Below are 17,785 nucleotides of genomic sequence, written 5' to 3' on the forward strand. Positions count from 1 at the left end.
GAAACCGCGAGCCGGCCCTTCCGTCTGAGCCGTCGGTTCAGGCCGGTCGTCCGCCCGGTGCGGCTCGGGGGGTCACTCCCACTCGATGGTGCCCGGCGGCTTGCTCGTCACGTCGAGGACCACCCGGTTGACCTCCGCCACCTCGTTGGTGATCCGGGTCGAGATGCGCTCCAGCACGTCGTAGGGCAGGCGGGTCCAGTCGGCGGTCATCGCGTCCTCGCTGGACACCGGGCGCAGCACCACCGGGTGGCCGTAGGTCCGGCCGTCGCCCTGCACGCCCACGCTGCGCACGTCGGCCAGCAGCACCACCGGGCACTGCCAGATCGTCCGGTCCAGCCCCGCGCTGGTCAGCTCCTCGCGGGCGATGGCGTCGGCCTTGCGCAGGATCTCCAGGCGCTCCGCGTCGACCGCGCCGATGATCCGGATGCCGAGGCCCGGCCCGGGGAACGGCTGGCGCTGCACGATCGTCTCCGGGAGGCCCAGCTCGGTGCCGACCCGGCGCACCTCGTCCTTGAACAGCGCCCGCAGCGGCTCGACCAGGGTGAACTGGAGGTCGTCCGGCAGGCCGCCGACGTTGTGGTGGCTCTTGATGTTCGCGGTGCCCGCGCCGCCGCCGGACTCGACCACGTCCGGGTACAGCGTGCCCTGCACGAGGAACCGGTAGTCGCCCTCGGCCTTGAGGTCGCGCTCGGCCTGCTCGAAGACCCGGATGAACTCCCGGCCGATGATCTTGCGCTTCTGCTCCGGGTCGGTGACGCCCGCCAGCGCGCCGAGGAACCGCTCGCGCGCGTCCACGGTCACCAGGCGCACGCCCGTCGCCGCCACGTAGTCCCGCTCGACCTGGGCGCGCTCGCCCGCGCGCAACAGCCCGTGGTCGACGAACACGCAGGTCAGCCGGTCGCCGATGGCCCGCTGCACGAGGGCCGCCGCGACCGCCGAGTCGACGCCGCCGGACAGCCCGCAGATGGCCTTGCCGTCGCCGACCTGCTCGCGGATCAGCCTGACCTGCTCGTCCACGATGGACGACGTGGTCCACTGCGGCCGGATGCCGGCGATCTCGTGCAGGAACCGCCGCAGCACCTCCTGGCCGTGCGGCGAGTGGCCGACCTCGGGGTGGTACTGGACGCCCGCGAACCGGCGCTCGCGGTTCTCGAACGCGGCCACCGGCGCGCCGTCGCTGGACGCGGTCACGGTGAAGCCCTCGGGCGCGGCGGTGACGCAGTCGCCGTGGCTCATCCACACCGGGTGGGTGCCGGGCAGCTCCTCGTGCAGCAGGCCGGCACCGGCCACGTCGAGCTCGGTGCGGCCGTACTCGCGGGTGCCGGTGTGCTCCACCGTGCCGCCGAGCGCGCCGGCCATCGCCTGGAAGCCGTAGCAGATGCCGAACACCGGCACGCCGAGCTCGAAGAGCTTCGGGTCGACCTGGGGCGCGCCCGGCTCGTACACGCTCGACGGCCCGCCGGAGAGCACGATGGCCGCCGGTTCCCGCTCCGACAGCTCCGCCACGGACGTGGTGTGCGGCACGACCTCGGAGTACACCTGCGCCTCGCGGACCCGGCGCGCGATCAACTGCGCGTACTGCGCGCCGAAGTCGACTACCAGAACTGGGCGGTTGCTGCTCTCAGACACGGCGGACATCGTCTCAGACCTGCACCGGGTCCACGGAACGGCCTAGGTTGGGCGCATGGACGCGACCATTCCGCAGCCACGTCCCTGCTGGATCGCCGGACACGCCGAGCAGGGCACGCAGGCCATCACCGTGCACCACCCGTTCGACGGCACGGAGGTGGCCTCGGTCGCCGTGCCGGACCCCGACCAGGTGGAACGCGCGATCGCAGCGGCGGCATCGGTCGCCAAGGAGTTCCGCCGCACACCCGCCCACGTGCGCGCGGAGGCGCTGCTGGCGGTGTCCCGGGCGCTGGCGGACCGCGCCGAGGAGATCGCCGAGACCATCACCGCCGAGAACGGCAAACCGCTCAAGTGGGCGAACATCGAGGTCACCCGAGCGGTGAACACGTTCCGGTTCGCCGCCGAGGAGGCCCGGCGGTTCACCGGCGACCTCCAGCGCCTGGACACCGACGCGGGCGGCGAGGGCAGGCTGGCGCTGGTGCGCCGGGTGCCGCGCGGTCCGGTGCTGGCCGTCGCGCCGTTCAACTTCCCGCTGAACCTGGTCGCGCACAAGGTGGCCCCGGCGCTCGCGGTCGGCGCGCCGGTGATCGTCAAGCCCGCTTCCGCGACGCCGCTGTCGGCGCTGCTGCTGGGCGAGCTGCTCGCCGAGACCGACCTCCCCGAGGGCGCGTTCTCCGTGCTGCCGGTGCGTGGCGCGGACATGAAGTCGCTGGTCGAGGACGAGCGGCTGCCGGTGATCTCGTTCACCGGGTCGAGCTCGGTCGGCTGGTCGCTGACCGACTCCGCACCGCGCAAGCACGTGCTGATGGAACTCGGCTCGAACTCGGCCGCGATCGTCTGCCCGGACTGGCCGGACCTGGACTGGGCGGCGTCCCGGATCGCCACGTTCGGCAACTACCAGGCCGGGCAGTCGTGCATCGCGGTGCAGCGGGTGCTGGTGCACCGGGACGTGGCGGAGGCGTTCGTGCCCAAGCTGGTCGCCGCCGTGCGGGCGCTCAAGACCGGCGACCCGCACGACCCGGAGGTCGAGGTCGGGCCGCTGATCGACGAGGACAACGCGCGCCGCGTCGAGGAGTGGGTGGCCGAGGCGGTCGACGCCGGGGCGACGCTGCACCTGGGCGGCGGGCGGGACGGCACGTCGGTGGAGCCGACCGTCGTCCAGGACGTGCCCGCGTCGGCGCACCTGTGGCGCGACGAGGTGTTCGGGCCGGTGCTGGTGGTGTCCGTGGTCGGGTCCACCGCCGAGGCGTTCGAGCTGGCCAACGCCACCGACTACGGGTTGCAGGCCGGGGTCTTCACCCGGGACGTGACCGTGGCGTTCCAGGCGGCGGCCGAGCTGGAGGTGGGCGGCGTGATCATCGGCGACGTGCCGTCGTACCGGGCGGACCAGATGCCCTACGGCGGCGTGAAGGGCTCGGGCACGGGCCGCGAGGGCATCAGGTCGGCGATGGAGGACTTCACCGAGGAGCGCACCATGGTGCTCACCGGCATAGCCCTGTGAGCGGAGCCGGCGCGGCGGGCTCCCCCACCTCGCGCCCTTCCGCCCCGGCTCACGCCGGGACGGTGGCGAAGCCCTTGGCCCGGCGCAGGGCGGCGTGCGGGTCGGTCGGTGCGACCGCCGCCAGGTGGCCGTCCGGGCGGATCAGGAGGCCGTCGCGCACGGTGAAGTCCGGGCCGAGGCGGGCGCTGTCCGGCACCAGTTCGCCGGTGCAGCCGGGACTGGTCAGCGGCGAGTCGCGGTAGGCGAACGGCTCGAACAGCCGGCCCGAGTCGATCTCCGCGGTGCGGCCCCGCTCCAGCACCTCCCGGCGGCGGGCGTGCTCCGCCTCGGTGCGCGGCACCAGGAACCGCATGGTGTCGCCGGTGACCCGGAGGTTCTCGTCGGCCGCCGCCGCGCGTTCCCGCTCGTAGGACGGCAGCAGGTCCGGGCCGGCCTCGCCGCGCCGGTCCAGCACGACCTTCCACACCGCGTTGTCCGCGTCGCAGATCCCGGAGTTCAGGCCGCGCGCGCCGAACGGGCTCATCACGTGCGCCGCGTCGCCCACCAGCAGCACCCGGCCGTCCCGGAACGCCGTGGCCCGGCGCTGGTGGAAGCGGTAGGTGGACTGCCAGCGCACCTCGTACGGGCGGTCGCCGGTGATCTCCCGGATGTGCTCCTCGCCCAGCCGGAAACCCTCCGGCACCTGCCAGTCGACCCGGTAGACGCCCCCGGGCTGCGGGTGCAGCAGCACCTGGCGGCCGGGGTTCCAGTCCGGGTCGAAGTAGAACAGCCGCTCGGGTTCCGGGTGCCCCAAGTCGACGGCGATGTCGGCGATGACGAACAGGTCGTCGAACGAGTGGCCGGGGAACCCGATGCCGAGCAGGGCCCGGACGGTGGAGCGGGCCCCGTCCGCCGCCAGGCAGTGCGTGCCGCGGACGGTGCCGGTGTCCGTGGTCAGCTCGACGTGGTCGCCCTGCGCGACGGCCACCACCCGCTGCCCGCGCCGGAGGTCGATCAGCGGCTCCCGCCGGACCCGGGCCTCCAGGATGCGCTCCACCTCGGTCTGCGGCGTGTTCACGAAGGGCGGGAAACCCCGGCGGCGCGGCAGTTCCAGGGTCGCGACCTCGCGACCTCGGTAGAACGTCCGGCCGCGGTACCAGGTCACGCCGGCGGCCACGACCGCCCGGCCCGCGCCGACCCGCTCCAGGATGTCGAGCACGTCGGCCTGGAGGCAGATGGCCCGGCTGCCCACCGGGACCCGCTCGTCGGCCGCCTCCAGCACCACGCTCGGCACACCGGCCCGCGCGAGCAGCAGCGCGGCCGTCATCCCGACCGGTCCCGCGCCCACCACCAGCACCGGGTCCTCGCCGCCCGCCCGGTCCGGCCGCCGGGACGTCGCCGGGCGGACCGCGCCGAGCACCGGCTCCGGGCCCGCCGCCGGGGCGGACCGGGCCGGCGGGCCGGCGGCCGGCCGGCCGCCGGGGGCCCGGACCGAGGTGACCTCGCCGCCGATGGGAGCGGGGCTCACTGGAGCGCCGCCCACACCTCGCGGTCCCGTTCGGCCGTCCACACCCTCGGCCAGTCCAGGCCGGAGCACTCGTCCCAGTACCGCTGGACGTCGAACGGCAGGCAGTGCTCGAAGATCGGCCAGCGCCCGTAGCGCGGGGCCAGCGCCCGGTGCGCGGCCTCGAACGCCTGCGCCACCGTGCCGCCGCCGACGTGCACGGACCCGACCGTGCGGCGCAGCTCGTCCAGGAAGTGCCGGGACTGCGCGATGGCCGCCGCCACCTCGGCCCGGTCCCGCGCCACCGCGCCCCGCCCGCCGACGAGCTGCTCCGCGCCGAGCGCGCCGACGTTGTCCAGGGTGGACGTCGCCCACTCGTCGTGGAAGGCGTCGCCGGTGTACAGCGCGGCCTGCGACTCGACCAGGTCGCCCGCGAACAGGATCCGCTGGTGCGGCAGCCACGCCACGATGTCGCCGGCGGTGTGCCCGCGCCCGCAGTACCGCAGCTCCAGGTCGCCCCGGTCGCCGCCGAGCGGGATGGTGAGCCGGTCGGAGAAGGTGAGCGTCGGCCAGGTCAGGCCGGGGATCGACGCGGGTTCCTCGAACAGCCGGGGCATCCGCCCGTACTCGCTGGCCCAGTCCTGCTCGCCGCGTTCGGCGATGAGGGTCCTGGTGAGCTCGTGCGCGACGATCTCGTCCGCGCCGAACGCGCTCGCGCCCAGCGTGCGGACCGCGTGGTAGTGGCTCAGGACCAGGTAGCGGACGGGTTTGTCGGTGCGCTCGCGGAGCAGGCCCAGCCAGCGCCGGGCGGCCACCGGGGTGGCCCTGGCCTCGATGCAGACCAGGAAGTCCTCGCCCTCGACGGCGGCCACGTTCGGGTCGCCCTCCGCGGTCAGCGCGTACACGCCCTCCGCGAGCTCGATGAAGACCTCGTCCTTCGGAGCGAGGTCGGCACTGGACGCAAACGGCTTCGCTGCCACGTCACCCACCATAGGACCGGTGCGGCGGGAGCGCGCCCATGAGCTTTTGACCTCAACACCTATCGGCGCTGCGAGCTCTTCACCTCCACGATCGGCAGCCGCAGCGCGCCCGGCGCGGACGGCGGCACGGCGGGCTTCACCGGTGGCACCGCCGGCACCCGCCGGTACCCCGCGCCCGGCTCCGGCCGACCGTCCGGCTCGCCCTTGTTGGGCCACGACGAGAAGGCCCGTTCCGCTTGCGCGGTGATGGTCAGCGACGGGTTCACGCCGAGGTTCGCCGAGATCGCCGACCCGTCCACCACCGACAGGCCCGGGTACCCGTGCACCCGGTGGTACGGGTCGATCACCCCCGACGCGGCGTCCGCGCCGATCGGGCAGCCGCCGATGAAGTGCGCGGTCAGCGGGATGTCGAACAGCTCGCCCCAGGTGCCGCCGGCCACACCGCCGATGTGCTCGGCCGCCAGCAGGTTCGCCCGGTGCCCGGCCGGGATGAACGTCGGGTTCGGCTCGCCGTGGCCCTGCGCCGAGGACAGCGTCCGCCCGAACAGGCCCCTGCGGCCGACCGTGGTGATCGAGTTGTCCAGGCTCTGCATCACCAGCAGGATCACCGTCCGCTCGCTCCACCGGCGCACCGACAGGACCCGGGCGAACCGGACCGGGTGGCGCACCGCCTGGGCCAGGAACTGGAGCGCCCTCGGCGTGCTCTTCGCGCCGTCCGTGGCCAGGGTCTGGAGCAGGCCCATGGCGTTGCTGCCCTTGCCGTAGCGCACCGGCTCGACGTGGGTCCGCTCGTCGGGGTGGATGGACGAGGTGATCGCCACGCCCCGGCTGAAGTCGCGGTCCTCGTCCACGGTGAGCCGGGACGCGCCGATGATCGCCTCCGAGTTCGTCCGGGTCAGCTCGCCGAGCCTCGCCGACAGCCGGGGCAACGCGCCCTCGGCCTTCATCCGGTGCAGCAGCCGCTGGGTGCCCCAGGTGCCGGCGGCCAGCACGACCCGGCCGGCGGTGATGGTGCGCCGGCCCCGGCGCAGCAGGCCGCCGGTGCGCCGGGTGCCCACCGCCCAGGTGCCGTCCGAGGCCTGCCGCAGGTCGGTGACGGTGGTCAGCGGCAGGACCTCCGCACCGTGCCGCTCGGCCAGGTACAGGTAGTTCTTGACCAGGGTGTTCTTCGCGCCGACCCGGCAGCCGGTCATGCACTCGCCGCACTCCACGCACCCGGTGCGACGCGGTCCCGCGCCACCGAAGTACGGGTCCTCGGCGGTCTCGCCGGGCTCGCCGAAGAACACGCCGACCGGCGTCGGGTGGTAGGAGTCGGCGACGCCCATGTCCTCCGCGACCTGCCGCAGGACGTGGTCGGACGGCGTGGTCGTGGGGTTCTCCACCACGCCCAGCATCCGGCTCGCCTGGTCGTAGAACGGCGCGAGCTCGGCCTCCCAGTCGGTGATGTGCGCCCACTGCCGGTCGCGGTAGAACGCCGGGAGCGGCCGGTACAGGGTGTTCGCGTAGACCAGCGACCCACCGCCGACACCCGCGCCGGCCAGGATCATCACGTTGCGCAGGGCGTGAACGCGCTGGATGCCGTAGCAGCCCAGCGCCGGGGCCCACAGGTAGCGCCGCAGGTCCCACGAGGTCCTGGCGAACTCGTCGTCGGCGAACCGGCGACCCGCCTCGACCACGGCGACGCGGTAGCCCTTCTCGGTGAGCCGAAGGGCCGCAACGCTGCCGCCAAAGCCAGAACCGACGACCACGACGTCGTAATCGGCCCCGTCGCCCACAAGTCCACCCATGCCACCAAGGCTAGGACCCCCAACAACCAGCCCCAGCCCAAACACCCTCACCCCACACGCCTTCACCCCACACGCGAGGCCACGTCAACCTGTCACGTCAAGGCACCCCACACGCGAGGCCACGTCAACCTGTCGCCCCCACACGCGAGGCCGCGTCGGTCTGTCGCGTCGCCTTTCTCTCCGATCACGCCCTTCGATCGGAGAGAAACGCGGCGCGACGGACCGACTTCAGGCGGCCGAGCCCGCCGCGACGAAGTCGCGGCAATTTAATACAGCCTCGCTCAGCCCCGCACGGTCAGGCCGACCTTCTGGAACTCCTTGATGTCCGAGTAGCCGGTCTTGGCCATCGCCCGGCGCAGCGACCCGAACAGGTTCGTCACGCCGCGCGGGTCCACCGACGGGCCGAAGAGCAGGCTGCGCAGGTCCACCACCTGGTCCACGCCGGTCGACACGTGGCTGCGGGGCACCGACGGGTGCGCCGCCGACGACGTCCAGTACAACCCCTGCGCCGGTGCCTCGGACGCGGCGGCCAGCGGTTCGCCCAGCATCACCGCGTCCGCGCCGCAGGCGATCGACTTCGCCACGTCGCCGCTGGTCAGCACACCGCCGTCGGCGATGACGTGCACGTACCGGCCGCCGGTCTCGTCCAGGTAGTCCCGGCGGGCCGCTGCGGCGTCCGAGATCGCCGTGGCCATCGGCACGCCGATGCCCAGCACCGAGTCCGTGGTGGTGACGCCCGGCGTGTAGCCGTAGCCGACGATCACGCCCGCCGCGCCGGTGCGCATCAGGTGCATCGCCGTGCGGTAGTCGCCGACACCGCCCGCGATGACCGGGATGTCCAGGTCCGCGATGAACGACTTCAGGTTCAGCGGCTCGCCGTCGCGCGACACGTGCTCGGCGGAGATGATCGTGCCCTGCACGACCAGGATCTCCACGCCCGCCGCGATCAGGTCCGGGGCCAGTTCGGCGGCCCGCTGCGGGCTGACCCGCACGGCCACCGTGACGCCCGACTCGCGCACCTGCTTGATCGCCTCGGCGACCAGGTCCAGCCGGACCGGCGCGGAGTGCAGCTCCTGGAGCACCTTGACCGGCGCGGCCGGGTCGTCGGTGTCCTCCACCGACTGGACCAGCCGGAACAGCGCGTCGTCCACGTCGGTGTGGCGCGCCCACAGGCCCTCGGCGTTCAGCACGCCCAGCCCGCCGAGCTCGCCGACCGCCACCGCCGTGCCGGGCGACACGATCGCGTCCGTCGGGTGGGTGATCAGCGGGATCTCGAAGCGGTAGGCGTCGATCTGCCACGCCGTCGAGACGTCCTTGGACGACCGGGTCCTCCGGGACGGGATGATCTCGACGTCGTCCAGCTCGTAGGCCCGCCTCGCGGTCCGGCCCATGCCGATCTCGACCAGATCGCGCACCTTTGTTCGTCCTCTCGTGGGGCGGGCGTACCGGGGGACCCTAGCTCAGCGCGTGGTGTAGTTCGGCGCTTCCACGGTCATCGTGATGTCGTGCGGGTGGCTTTCCTTGAGGCCGGCTGCGGTGATCCGCACCAGTTGCCTGAGCTGGAGGTCGGAGATCGACTTCGACCCGGTGTAGCCCATGGCCGCGCGCAGGCCGCCGACGAGCTGGTGCACCACCGACGACAGCGGGCCCCGGAACGGCGTGCGGCCCTCGATGCCCTCGGGCACGAGCTTGTCCTCGGACAGCACGTCGTCCTGGAAGTAGCGGTCCTTGGAGTACGACTTGGCCTCGCCCCGGCCCTGCAACGCGGCCAGCGACCCCATGCCCCGGTAGGTCTTGAACTGCTTGCCGTTGACCAGGACCAGCTCGCCGGGGGCCTCGGCGGTGCCCGCGAGCAGGCTGCCGAGCATGACCGCGCTCGCACCGGCCGCGATCGCCTTCGCGATGTCGCCGGAGTACTGGATGCCGCCGTCGCCGATCACCGGCACGCCCGCCGGCCCGCACGCCAGGGACGCCTCGTAGATCGCCGAGATCTGCGGCACGCCGACGCCCGCGACCACGCGCGTGGTGCAGATCGAGCCGGGGCCCACGCCCACCTTCACGCCGTCCGCGCCCGCGTCCACCAGCGCCTGCGCGCCGGCCCGGGTCGCGATGTTGCCGCCGACCACGTCGACCTCGTCGCCGAGCTCCTTCTTCACCCGGGCGACCATCTCCAGCACGTTGCGCTGGTGGCCGTGCGCGGTGTCGACCATGATCACGTCGATGCCCGCGTCGGCCAGCGCCATCGCGCGGCTGAAGCTGTCCTCGCCGACGCCGATCGCGGCGGCGCACAGCAGCCGGCCGTCCGGGTCCTTGGAGGCGTTCGGGTACTGCTCGGTCTTGACGAAGTCCTTGACCGTGATCAGCCCGCGCAGCTTGTTGTCGCCGTCCACGATCGGCAGCTTCTCGATCTTGTGCCGGCGCAGCAGGCCGAGCGCCGCGTCGGCGGAGACGCCGACCTGGGCGGTCACCAGCGGGCCCTTGGTCATGACCTCGCTGACCTTGCGGGAGTGGTCCACCTCGAACCGCATGTCGCGGTTGGTGATGATGCCGACGAGCTTGCCCTGGGCGTCGGTCACCGGCACGCCGGAGATCCGGAAGCGGGCGCACAGGTCGTCCACGTGCTTGATGGTGTCGTCCGGGGTGCACGTCACCGGGTCGCTCACCATGCCCGCCTCGGACCGCTTCACGGTTTCCGCCTGGCGGGCCTGCTCGTCGACCGACAGGTTGCGGTGCAGGACGCCGATGCCGCCCTGGCGGGCCATCGAGATGGCCATCCGGCCCTCGGTCACGGTGTCCATCGCGGCGGACGCCAGCGGGACCCGGAGGGTGGTGTTGCGGGAGATCCTGGTGCTGGTGTCGACGCCGCTGGGCACGATCTCGGATTCGGCGGGCAGCAGCAGGACGTCGTCGAAGGTCAGTCCCAGCATGGCGAACTTGGGCGGGACTCCGTCAGCGTTGAGCTCGCTGGTCATGGCGGCTGGCTTGCCTTCCGTCGTGCGGTGATCCCGCCGCGCGCGGAGGGGGTTTCCCGCAGGCGGCGATGGGTTCAGCCCATGGTATCTGGACGTGGTCGGGGGTCTGCCCGGTACCGTGCGTGGTCGTGCCGCACGACGCGTTGCCACCAGACCCGTTCGCGGGCGACCCCGAGGACCCGGCGCGGAACCTCGGGGAGCCCGACGACGACCACGACCACCCGCCGATGGACGACGTCGAGCGGGGGGAGCTGGTCGGCGACCTGAGCGACCTCGCCGTCTACCAGGCGCTGCTGGAACCTCGCGGGGTCAGGGGGATCGTGGTGGACTGCGGCGAGTGCCAGGAGCCGCACTACCACGACTGGGTGCTGCTGCGGTCGAGCCTGGAGCAGCTCCTGTCGGACGGGCGGATGCGCCCGCACGAACCGGCCTACGACCCCGATCCGACCTCGTACGTGAGCTGGGAGTACTGCCGGGGCTACGCCGACGGCGTGACCGCGACCGAGAGCGCCCGCTGATCCCGCTGCCCGGGGTGTGACGGATCACTCGTCACACCCGTCGCGCGGAACCGGACGCACCGCCCACTCCGGGCACCGGTTCACCCGAGGCGGCAAGCACTCCCGGGAACGGCGGATGCCCGCCGCCTCGGGTGAGGTGACGGGCATCCGGTGCGGTTCCGAGGTCAGGTGTCGTCAGTTGTCGTCGGTCGCCACAGGGCTGCTGCCGGGCTCGGTGCCGGGTCGGCCCTCGTTGCCGGGTTCGCCCCGGGTCTCGCCGTTGCCGGGCGACTCCCCCGTCGGCGGGGGCACGACCGAGCCGTCCGTGGTCGGCGGTGCCGTGGTCGTCGTGGTCGGCTCGACGGTCGTGGTCGGCGCGACGGTCGTCGTCGGTTGCGTGGTCGTCGGCTGGACCGACGGCGTGGTCGGCTGCACGGTGGTCGACGGCGGCGGGGCGGCGGCCGACGTGCTCGGCGGGGGCGGCGTGGTGCTGGTCAGCTCGCGCAGCAGCGTGTCGTGCCGCTCCTTGAGGTCGGCCTTGCCGTCGTCCACCGAGATGGAGGGCAGCGCCTCGCCCGCGCGGGTGAGCAGGTCCCGGGCTTCGCCGTAGCGGCCGGCGCTGAGCGCGGCGCGGGCGGTCTCCAGGTCGGTGCGGACCGTCACGGCGGCTTCCACCGACCGGGCGTGGTCCGAGTAGAGCACCCTGGTCAGACCCCAGAGTGCGTCGCCCGGCTGGGCGTCGCGGGCGACCAGGCTGACCCCGGTGAACGCGATGGCCAGCACGGCCGCGGCACTCGCCAGGGGGATCAGGAAGCGGTGTCGCCCCCGCTGTTGGGGGCGGGCCGCGGCGATCGTCGCCACGGCGGTGTCGGTGTCGACCAGCTCACCCATGGGACGACTGTCGACTTCGCGCCGCCACGCCAGCAGCAGCGCGTTCAGCTCGTCGTCGACCAACGCGTCGGTCTGCCCTCGTCCGCCCAGGGCGTCCAGCAACGCGTCGTCCGCCCGGATGCCCGCGAGGTCGTCGCCGGGTTCCACCAGGGGGTCATCCGAGGTGAGCGGGGTTCTCTCGTCTCGTCCGCGCACGACTTGTCCATCGCCCTTCTCGTGCTGGTCGGCCACTCAGACCACCTCCTCCGCTGCCAAGGTCTTGCGGAGGCGGGCCAGAGCGCGGTGTTGTGCCACCCGTACCGCGCCCGGCGTGGAGCCGACCGCGTCGGCGGTCTCCTCGGCCGACAGGCCGACGACCACTCGGAGCAGCAGGATTTCCCGCTGCTTCTCCGGAAGGATCTTCAGGAGTTGGGCCATCCGGCTCGACAGCTCGCCCTGCATGGCGCGCTGCTCGGGTCCGGCTTCCGTCTCCGGGGCGTCGGGCACCTCCGGGACCGGTTCGGACCGGTTCCGGGCGGCTGAGCGATGCGCGTCGGCGACCTTGTGCGCTGCGATTCCGTAGACGAACGCCAAGAACGGCCGACCCTGGTCGCGATAGCTGGGCAGGGCCGTCAGCACCGCGAGACACACCTCCTGGGCCACGTCGTCCGCCGAAGCGAAAGACCTCTCCTGCCTTCCGACTCGGGCGCGGCAGTACCGCACCACCAGGGGACGTATGGATGCCAGCAGTCGCTCGATCGCGTGGCGGTCGCCATCGACGGCTGCGCCCACTTCGGCGTCCAGTCCGTCCCCCAAGTTGGTCATCGCAGACAACAGCCCTGGTGTTACGTGTAGGCGTACCGACAACGAACGGCACGGGACGATCGACGTCGCCCGTACCGGTGACACTCACCGTACCGGTACGCGGACCGGATGTGCGCGAAAGGGGGTCCAAAGACCCCCTCCCACCTGCCGGCCCGCCGGGAACGACGAACCAGCCCGGCGACGGGTGCGTCACCGGGCTGACCGGAGGAAGGAGTACCGGTGGGTGTGACCGGCCTTACGACACGAGGCCGCGCCTGAAGCCGTGCGCGACGGCCTGGGCGCGGTCACGAACGCCGAGCTTGCGGAACAGCCGGCGGGCGTGGGTCTTGACGGTGTCCTCCGACAGGTAGAGCTCGCGCCCGATCTGCCCGTTGCTCTTGCCCTGGCTCATACCGCGGAGCACCTGGAGTTCCCGCTCCGTGAGCTGGACGCCCGGATCGGACGGCTGGCGCGGTGCGGGGACCGAGGTGCTGGCCAACGTGTGCGCGAGCGCGGCCACCAGTTCGGGGCGCGAGGCGTCCCAACGGAGGTACCCCCGCGCGCCGCCGGCGATCGCGGCGGCGATGCTGCCCGCGTCGTCCGGTGCGCCGAACACGATGACGTTTGCCTGCGGGTTGGCCGAGACGAGTCGCCGGGTCGCTTCGACCCCGGTCGGGACGGCGCGCTGGGTTCCCACCAGCACCACGTCGACCGGCTGCCGAGAGAAGCGGGCCAACAACTCGTCACCGTGCGCTACGCAGTCGATGCGGCTGACCCCTGGGACAGCCGACATCACGCGGGTGAGACCCTCCCGCACACTGCGCCGGTCGTCGCAAATAAGGACCGTGGTCACGGGGACTCCTTCCTGCAGCCGAGTGACGTTCCACTTCCCCTATCGGACGCTAGGGGCCGAACCTTGACACGATCCGGTGCTTAATCCGTCAAGAAGTTCGTCTGAGCGTCTGCGTTCGGGGGTTCCCCGGAACGGAGCAGCGCCGTCGGTATCCACGGAGAGTTGACCGCGAGTCGTCGGCTGATCGGATCAGCTCTGCGTAACACGCAGCTCAGAGCGTTGAGGGCGGATTTCCGGACCTGCTCCGTCTCCGCATGATTGCGGACAACGGGGCTGGTCAGGAGCACGAGTGCCGTCGGCCAGGACAACGAGAAAAGGCCGTGGCGGTCAGTGTGATTTAGGTCACAGCATAGCAGGCGAGTGCCCCGTTCGACGCTTTCGGGTGTCCCCCACACCACTGATGCGGCCCCCAGGACCAGTCTGGATTTGAGGACGTGCCGCGTCGCGCCTGCCTCCTCCGCGAGCCGCAGCGCCCGTTCGGCGGGCGCGACCGCTCGCTCCGCGTGACCGGCGGCGAGCTCGATCTCGGCGGCCACCCACAGCTCGCGGACGGTGGTGCGCCAGCTCTCCGCGACGACCCGCGCGTGCAGCCGGCGGGCCTCCCCGAGCCGGCCCAGGCCCAGCGCGTCGGCCGCCAGGCCCAGCAGGGCGTCCGCCCGCGCCCCCGCCGCGTCCACCCCGTCGCGGTCCGGTGCGGAGGTGTCCGGCGCGGCGGCGAGGGCCACCGCGTCGAAGCGCCGGGCGGTGGCGTGCGAGCCGAGCTGGCGGCGGTGCGAGGCGAGCGTGGACGCGGCCAGCGACGCCACCGGGCGATCACCGGACCGGACGAGCGGGAGCAGCAGCGTCGCGGCGGCGGCGTAGTGGCCCTGGCCGCCCAGCGCGACCGCCGCCATCCAGCGCTCCCGGGGCGGACCCGCCGCCGCGCGCCGGACGTCGGCCCCAGGTCGGTCGCCGAACGCCGCCGCGCGCGCTGAGTCCACCCGGCCATTGTCCGCCGGTCCGGGCGGTGGTCAGCAGACGGCGCGCTCGATCGCGTCCGCCGCGGTGGCCAGGTCGTTGATGCGCTCGGCGGGCGGGGGCACGACGCCGCGCGCCCAGCCCGGCCCCCCGACGAACACCCGCACCTGCTGGCGGGTGCGGGGCAGGGCCGACACCGCGCCCGGATCGGCGTAGCGCGGGAGCTGCGCCCACAGCACCACGGCGGCCGGCGCGGTCCGGCGGACGGCGGCGGCCAGGGCGTCCAGCGGGAGCGCCGCGCCGAGCTGCCGGATGCCGACCCCGCGCCGCGCGAGCTCCGCCGCCAACGGGTACAGCGCCAGGTTGTGCCGTTCCTCCGGCATGCACGCCAGCAGCACGGGCCGGTGGTTGCGCGGCTCGGCGACGACCGGCGTGGCCCGCACCATCGCGGCCAGCACGCACTCGTCCAGCAGGTGCGACACCTCGACGCCCGCGCCGGAGTGCTCCCAGCGCGTGGCGATGCCGGCGAGCACCGGGCGGACCACGTCGTCCCAGGTGGCGACCACGCCGTCGTGCGCGATCGAGTCGGCCAGCAGCAGTTGGACGGCGGCCGAGTCCATCGCCAGCGCGGCCCGCCCCACCCCGCGCGCCGACCGGCTCGCGCCCGGCAGCTTCAGCCCGCGCCCGCCCGAGGGCGGTGCCGAGGCGTCGAACTCGCCCCCGGTGAGCACCGGGGGCCGGGAGGGCACGGCGCTGATCAAGCGGGGCGGCGGGACGGGGGCGGCGAGCGCGTACTTGGCCGCCTCGGCGCTCGACGCGCCGCGCAGCAGCGCCCGCTGCATCAGTTCGAGGCGGGCGACGTCCTTCGGGGCGTACTTCCGGTGTCGCCCGGTGGTGTGATCACTGGGTCCGAGGCCGTAGCGGCGGTCCCACGTGCGCAAAGTGGCGGGCGCGACGCCCAGCCGGCGGGCGACCGCGGCTACCGACAAGGTCACCGAATGCGCAGGATCATCTTCTGCCGCAACGGTTTCCCGCTCGCCTTCCGGCGTCGCCGCGGTGTGCTCGGGGGGCGTCATCACGCTGACATCGTCCGTTCACGAGACGTTACCGGCAACTCCTGGAGTGCCCTCCGCTGATCACCCATCGAATGAATTGGCGGCTTTCTGCCGCCGACCCCCTTGAACAAGTTTTGGCGCGGTTCTACGGTGGATCATCGTTAGGCCGAATGGAGCAGTTCACGTCAGTGGGCCAAGGAGGCGGTCTCGATGGCGGACACCCGAAGGCTCCCCGGTCCCAACGCCGATCTGTGGGACTGGCAGATGCGCGGCTCGTGCCGCGGGATGGACAGTGCGTTCTTCTTCCACCCGGACGGAGAGCGAGGACCTGCGCGGGCGAGGCGGGAGGCACGGGCAAAAGCCGTGTGCCTGTCCTGTCCCGTGCTGGAGATGTGCCGGCGGCACGCGCTGGCGGTGCAGGAGCCGTACGGAATCTGGGGCGGGCTCTCGGAATCCGAACGCGACAGCATCATCAAGGCCCGCAAACGACAGCCGGTGCTGACCTGACCCGAGGCGCTCTCGGGCAGTTCGGCGGAAGGGGCGGCATCCGCAGGTGCCGCCCCTTCGCCGTGCTCCGGCCCTGGTCAGGGCCCTGCTGCCCGGCCCGGCGGGAGCGCTGTGGAGCGGTCCCGCCGAGGTCCCGGAACGCGGACAGGGGCGGTGCCGGGTGGCACCGCCCCTGTCCGGAGCACGTCGGCGCGCAGCCGCGCGGGCTCGACCTCAGTGACCGTGGCCGTGGCCGTGACCGGCAGCGGCGGAGTCGTCTTCCTTCTTCTCCACGATGGCGCTCTCCGTGGTGAGCACCATGCGGGCGATCGACGCGGCGTTCGCGACCGCCGAGCGGGTGACCTTGACCGGGTCGATGATCCCGGCTTCGAGCAGGTCGCCGTAGACCAGCGTGGCCGCGTTGAGGCCGAAGCCCCACTCGCCCTCGCGGACCTTGTTGACCACGACCGCGCCTTCCAGACCCGCGTTCGCGGCGATCCAGAACAGCGCCGAGCCGAGGGCCTCGCGGACGATCCCGACGCCGGTCGCCTCGTCACCGGTCAGGCCCAGGCCGCCGTCGAGCACCTTGGCCGCGTGCACCAGCGCCGAACCGCCGCCGGGCACGATGCCCTCCTCGACCGCGGCCTTGGTGGCGGCGACCGCGTCCTCGATGCGGTGCTTGCGCTCCTTCAGCTCGGTCTCGGTGGCCGCGCCGACCTTGATCACCGCGATGCCGCCGGAGAGCTTCGCCAGCCGCTCCTGGAGCTTCTCGCGGTCCCAGTCGGAGTCGGTGGCCTCGATCTCGCGGCGCAACTGCTCCGCGCGACCCGCCACGTCGGCCTTCGCGCCGCCGCCGTCGACGATGGTCGTGTTGTCCTTCGACACCACGATCCGCCGCGCCGAACCCAGCACGTCCAGACCGGCCTCGGACAGCTTCAGGCCCACCTCGGCGGCGATGACCTGGGCACCCGTGACGACAGCCAGGTCGTCCAGGAACGCCTTGCGGCGGTCGCCGAAGTAGGGGGCCTTGACCGCGACGACGCGCAGCGTCTTGCGCAGGGCGTTGACCACCAGGGTGGACAGCGCCTCGCCCTCGACGTCCTCGGCGATGACGACCAGCGGCTTGCCGGACTCGGCGACCTTCTCCAGCAGCGGGAGCAGGTCGGCCAGGGCGCTGATCTTCTCGCGGTGCAGCAGGATGCGGGCGTCCTCGAAGACCGTCTCCTGGGCTTCCAGGTCGGTCGCGAAGTGCGCCGAGATGTAGCCCTTGTCGAACTGCACGCCCTCGGTGATCTGGAGCTCGGTGGCCAGCGTCGAGGACTCCTCGACGGTGATCACACCGTCCTCGCCGACCTTCTCGATGGCCTCGCCGAGCAGCGCGCCGATGGACTCGTCCCGGGACGAGACGGTGCCGACCTGCGCGATGTTGTCGCGGCCCTTGACCGGGGTGGCCTTGCCCTTGAGGGCGTCCACGACGGCGTCGGAGGCGGCCTGGATGCCCCGGCCGAGCGACGTCGGGTTGGCACCCGCGGCGACGTTGCGCAGACCGACCCGCACCATGGCCTGGGCCAGCACGGTCGCGGTCGTGGTGCCGTCGCCGGCCACGTCGTTGGTCTTGGTCGCGACGCTCTTGGCGAGCTGCGCGCCCAGGTTCTCGAAAGCGTCTTCCAGCTCGATCTCGCGGGCGATGGTCACACCGTCGTTGGTGACCGTCGGACCGCCGAACTTCTTGTCGAGCACGACGTGCCGGCCGCGCGGACCGAGGGTCACCTTGACCGTGTCCGCCAGCTTGTTCACACCGCGCTCAAGGGCCCGACGAGCGTCCTCGTCGAAGCTGATCTGCTTGGGCATTGCCTGAGCCTCTCCTCATGATGCGCGAAACGCCCCGGAACCCCCGGTGTCGGTGGGTTC

15 protein-coding genes are annotated in these 17,785 nt (G+C 72.8%); 3 read left to right on the plus strand and 12 right to left on the minus strand.

The genetic code is table 11. From position 1 onward, the window contains the following. Positions 1-72: 72 nt before the first annotated feature. Positions 73-1,638, minus strand: coding sequence for a glutamine-hydrolyzing GMP synthase (guaA, locus tag AB0G01_RS07160; protein ID WP_360940637.1), 1,566 nt, complete (start codon positions 1,636-1,638; stop codon positions 73-75). 46 nt (positions 1,639-1,684) lie between these two features. Here guaA and AB0G01_RS07165 point away from each other — a divergent pair, with 46 nt between their 5' ends. Next, complete coding sequence (locus AB0G01_RS07165; protein WP_360940639.1) at positions 1,685-3,130, plus strand: aldehyde dehydrogenase family protein; 1,446 nt, start codon at positions 1,685-1,687, stop codon at positions 3,128-3,130. A 49-nt stretch (positions 3,131-3,179) separates the two neighbouring features. Here AB0G01_RS07165 and AB0G01_RS07170 read toward each other — a convergent pair whose 3' ends face one another. From AB0G01_RS07170 to guaB, 5 genes are all read right to left on the minus strand, one after another. After that, positions 3,180-4,637, minus strand: a complete 1,458-nt coding sequence (locus AB0G01_RS07170) for an FAD-dependent monooxygenase (protein WP_360940641.1) — start codon at positions 4,635-4,637, stop codon at positions 3,180-3,182. Continuing rightward, positions 4,634-5,593, minus strand: coding sequence for an MBL fold metallo-hydrolase (locus AB0G01_RS07175; protein WP_360940643.1), 960 nt, complete (start codon positions 5,591-5,593; stop codon positions 4,634-4,636). The genes AB0G01_RS07170 and AB0G01_RS07175 overlap by 4 nt, the downstream gene beginning before the upstream one ends. A 59-nt stretch (positions 5,594-5,652) precedes the next feature. Further along, positions 5,653-7,380 carry a GMC family oxidoreductase gene (locus tag AB0G01_RS07180; RefSeq protein WP_360940645.1) on the minus strand — a complete coding sequence of 576 codons (1,728 nt, stop codon included), beginning with the start codon at positions 7,378-7,380 and terminating at the stop codon, positions 5,653-5,655. A 281-nt stretch (positions 7,381-7,661) separates the two neighbouring features. Beyond that, complete coding sequence (locus AB0G01_RS07185; protein WP_360940647.1) at positions 7,662-8,795, minus strand: GuaB3 family IMP dehydrogenase-related protein; 1,134 nt, start codon at positions 8,793-8,795, stop codon at positions 7,662-7,664. A gap of 45 nt (positions 8,796-8,840) precedes the next feature. Further along, complete coding sequence (guaB, locus tag AB0G01_RS07190) at positions 8,841-10,352, minus strand: IMP dehydrogenase (protein ID WP_360940649.1); 1,512 nt, start codon at positions 10,350-10,352, stop codon at positions 8,841-8,843. Positions 10,353-10,420: 68 nt separating this feature from the next. On the opposite strand from guaB, the gene AB0G01_RS07195 reads away from it, so the two are divergent. Further along, on the plus strand, positions 10,421-10,870 hold the full coding sequence (locus AB0G01_RS07195) for a DUF5319 domain-containing protein (RefSeq protein WP_360940651.1): 450 nt from the start codon (positions 10,421-10,423) through the stop codon (positions 10,868-10,870). A gap of 174 nt (positions 10,871-11,044) precedes the next feature. Here the strand turns inward: AB0G01_RS07195 and AB0G01_RS07200 are convergent, their stop codons facing one another. The 5 genes from AB0G01_RS07200 to AB0G01_RS07220 all read right to left on the minus strand — a co-directional run bounded on the left by AB0G01_RS07200 (position 11,045) and on the right by AB0G01_RS07220 (position 15,409). Further along, complete coding sequence (locus AB0G01_RS07200; protein ID WP_360940653.1) at positions 11,045-11,971, minus strand: anti-sigma-D factor RsdA; 927 nt, start codon at positions 11,969-11,971, stop codon at positions 11,045-11,047. Further along, positions 11,972-12,544 carry a sigma-70 family RNA polymerase sigma factor gene (locus AB0G01_RS07205; protein ID WP_360940655.1) on the minus strand — a complete coding sequence of 191 codons (573 nt, stop codon included), beginning with the start codon at positions 12,542-12,544 and terminating at the stop codon, positions 11,972-11,974. Between the two features lie 235 nt (positions 12,545-12,779). Further along, entirely contained in the window at positions 12,780-13,376 is a 597-nt protein-coding gene (locus AB0G01_RS07210) for a response regulator transcription factor (RefSeq protein WP_015805222.1), read from the minus strand. A gap of 80 nt (positions 13,377-13,456) precedes the next feature. Continuing rightward, on the minus strand, positions 13,457-14,356 hold the full coding sequence (locus tag AB0G01_RS07215; protein WP_360940657.1) for a hypothetical protein: 900 nt from the start codon (positions 14,354-14,356) through the stop codon (positions 13,457-13,459). Between the two features lie 30 nt (positions 14,357-14,386). After that, positions 14,387-15,409, minus strand: coding sequence for a MerR family transcriptional regulator (locus tag AB0G01_RS07220; RefSeq protein ID WP_360941265.1), 1,023 nt, complete (start codon positions 15,407-15,409; stop codon positions 14,387-14,389). A gap of 189 nt (positions 15,410-15,598) precedes the next feature. Here AB0G01_RS07220 and AB0G01_RS07225 point away from each other — a divergent pair, with 189 nt between their 5' ends. Next, on the plus strand, positions 15,599-15,895 hold the full coding sequence (locus AB0G01_RS07225) for a WhiB family transcriptional regulator (protein ID WP_360940659.1): 297 nt from the start codon (positions 15,599-15,601) through the stop codon (positions 15,893-15,895). A 213-nt stretch (positions 15,896-16,108) separates the two neighbouring features. Here the strand turns inward: AB0G01_RS07225 and groL are convergent, their stop codons facing one another. Next, positions 16,109-17,725 carry a chaperonin GroEL gene (groL, locus tag AB0G01_RS07230; protein WP_360940661.1) on the minus strand — a complete coding sequence of 539 codons (1,617 nt, stop codon included), beginning with the start codon at positions 17,723-17,725 and terminating at the stop codon, positions 16,109-16,111. Positions 17,726-17,785: the final 60 nt, after the last annotated feature.

Source organism: Actinosynnema sp. NPDC023587, assembly GCF_040640215.1.
Classification (GTDB): Bacteria; Actinomycetota; Actinomycetes; order Mycobacteriales; family Pseudonocardiaceae; genus Actinosynnema.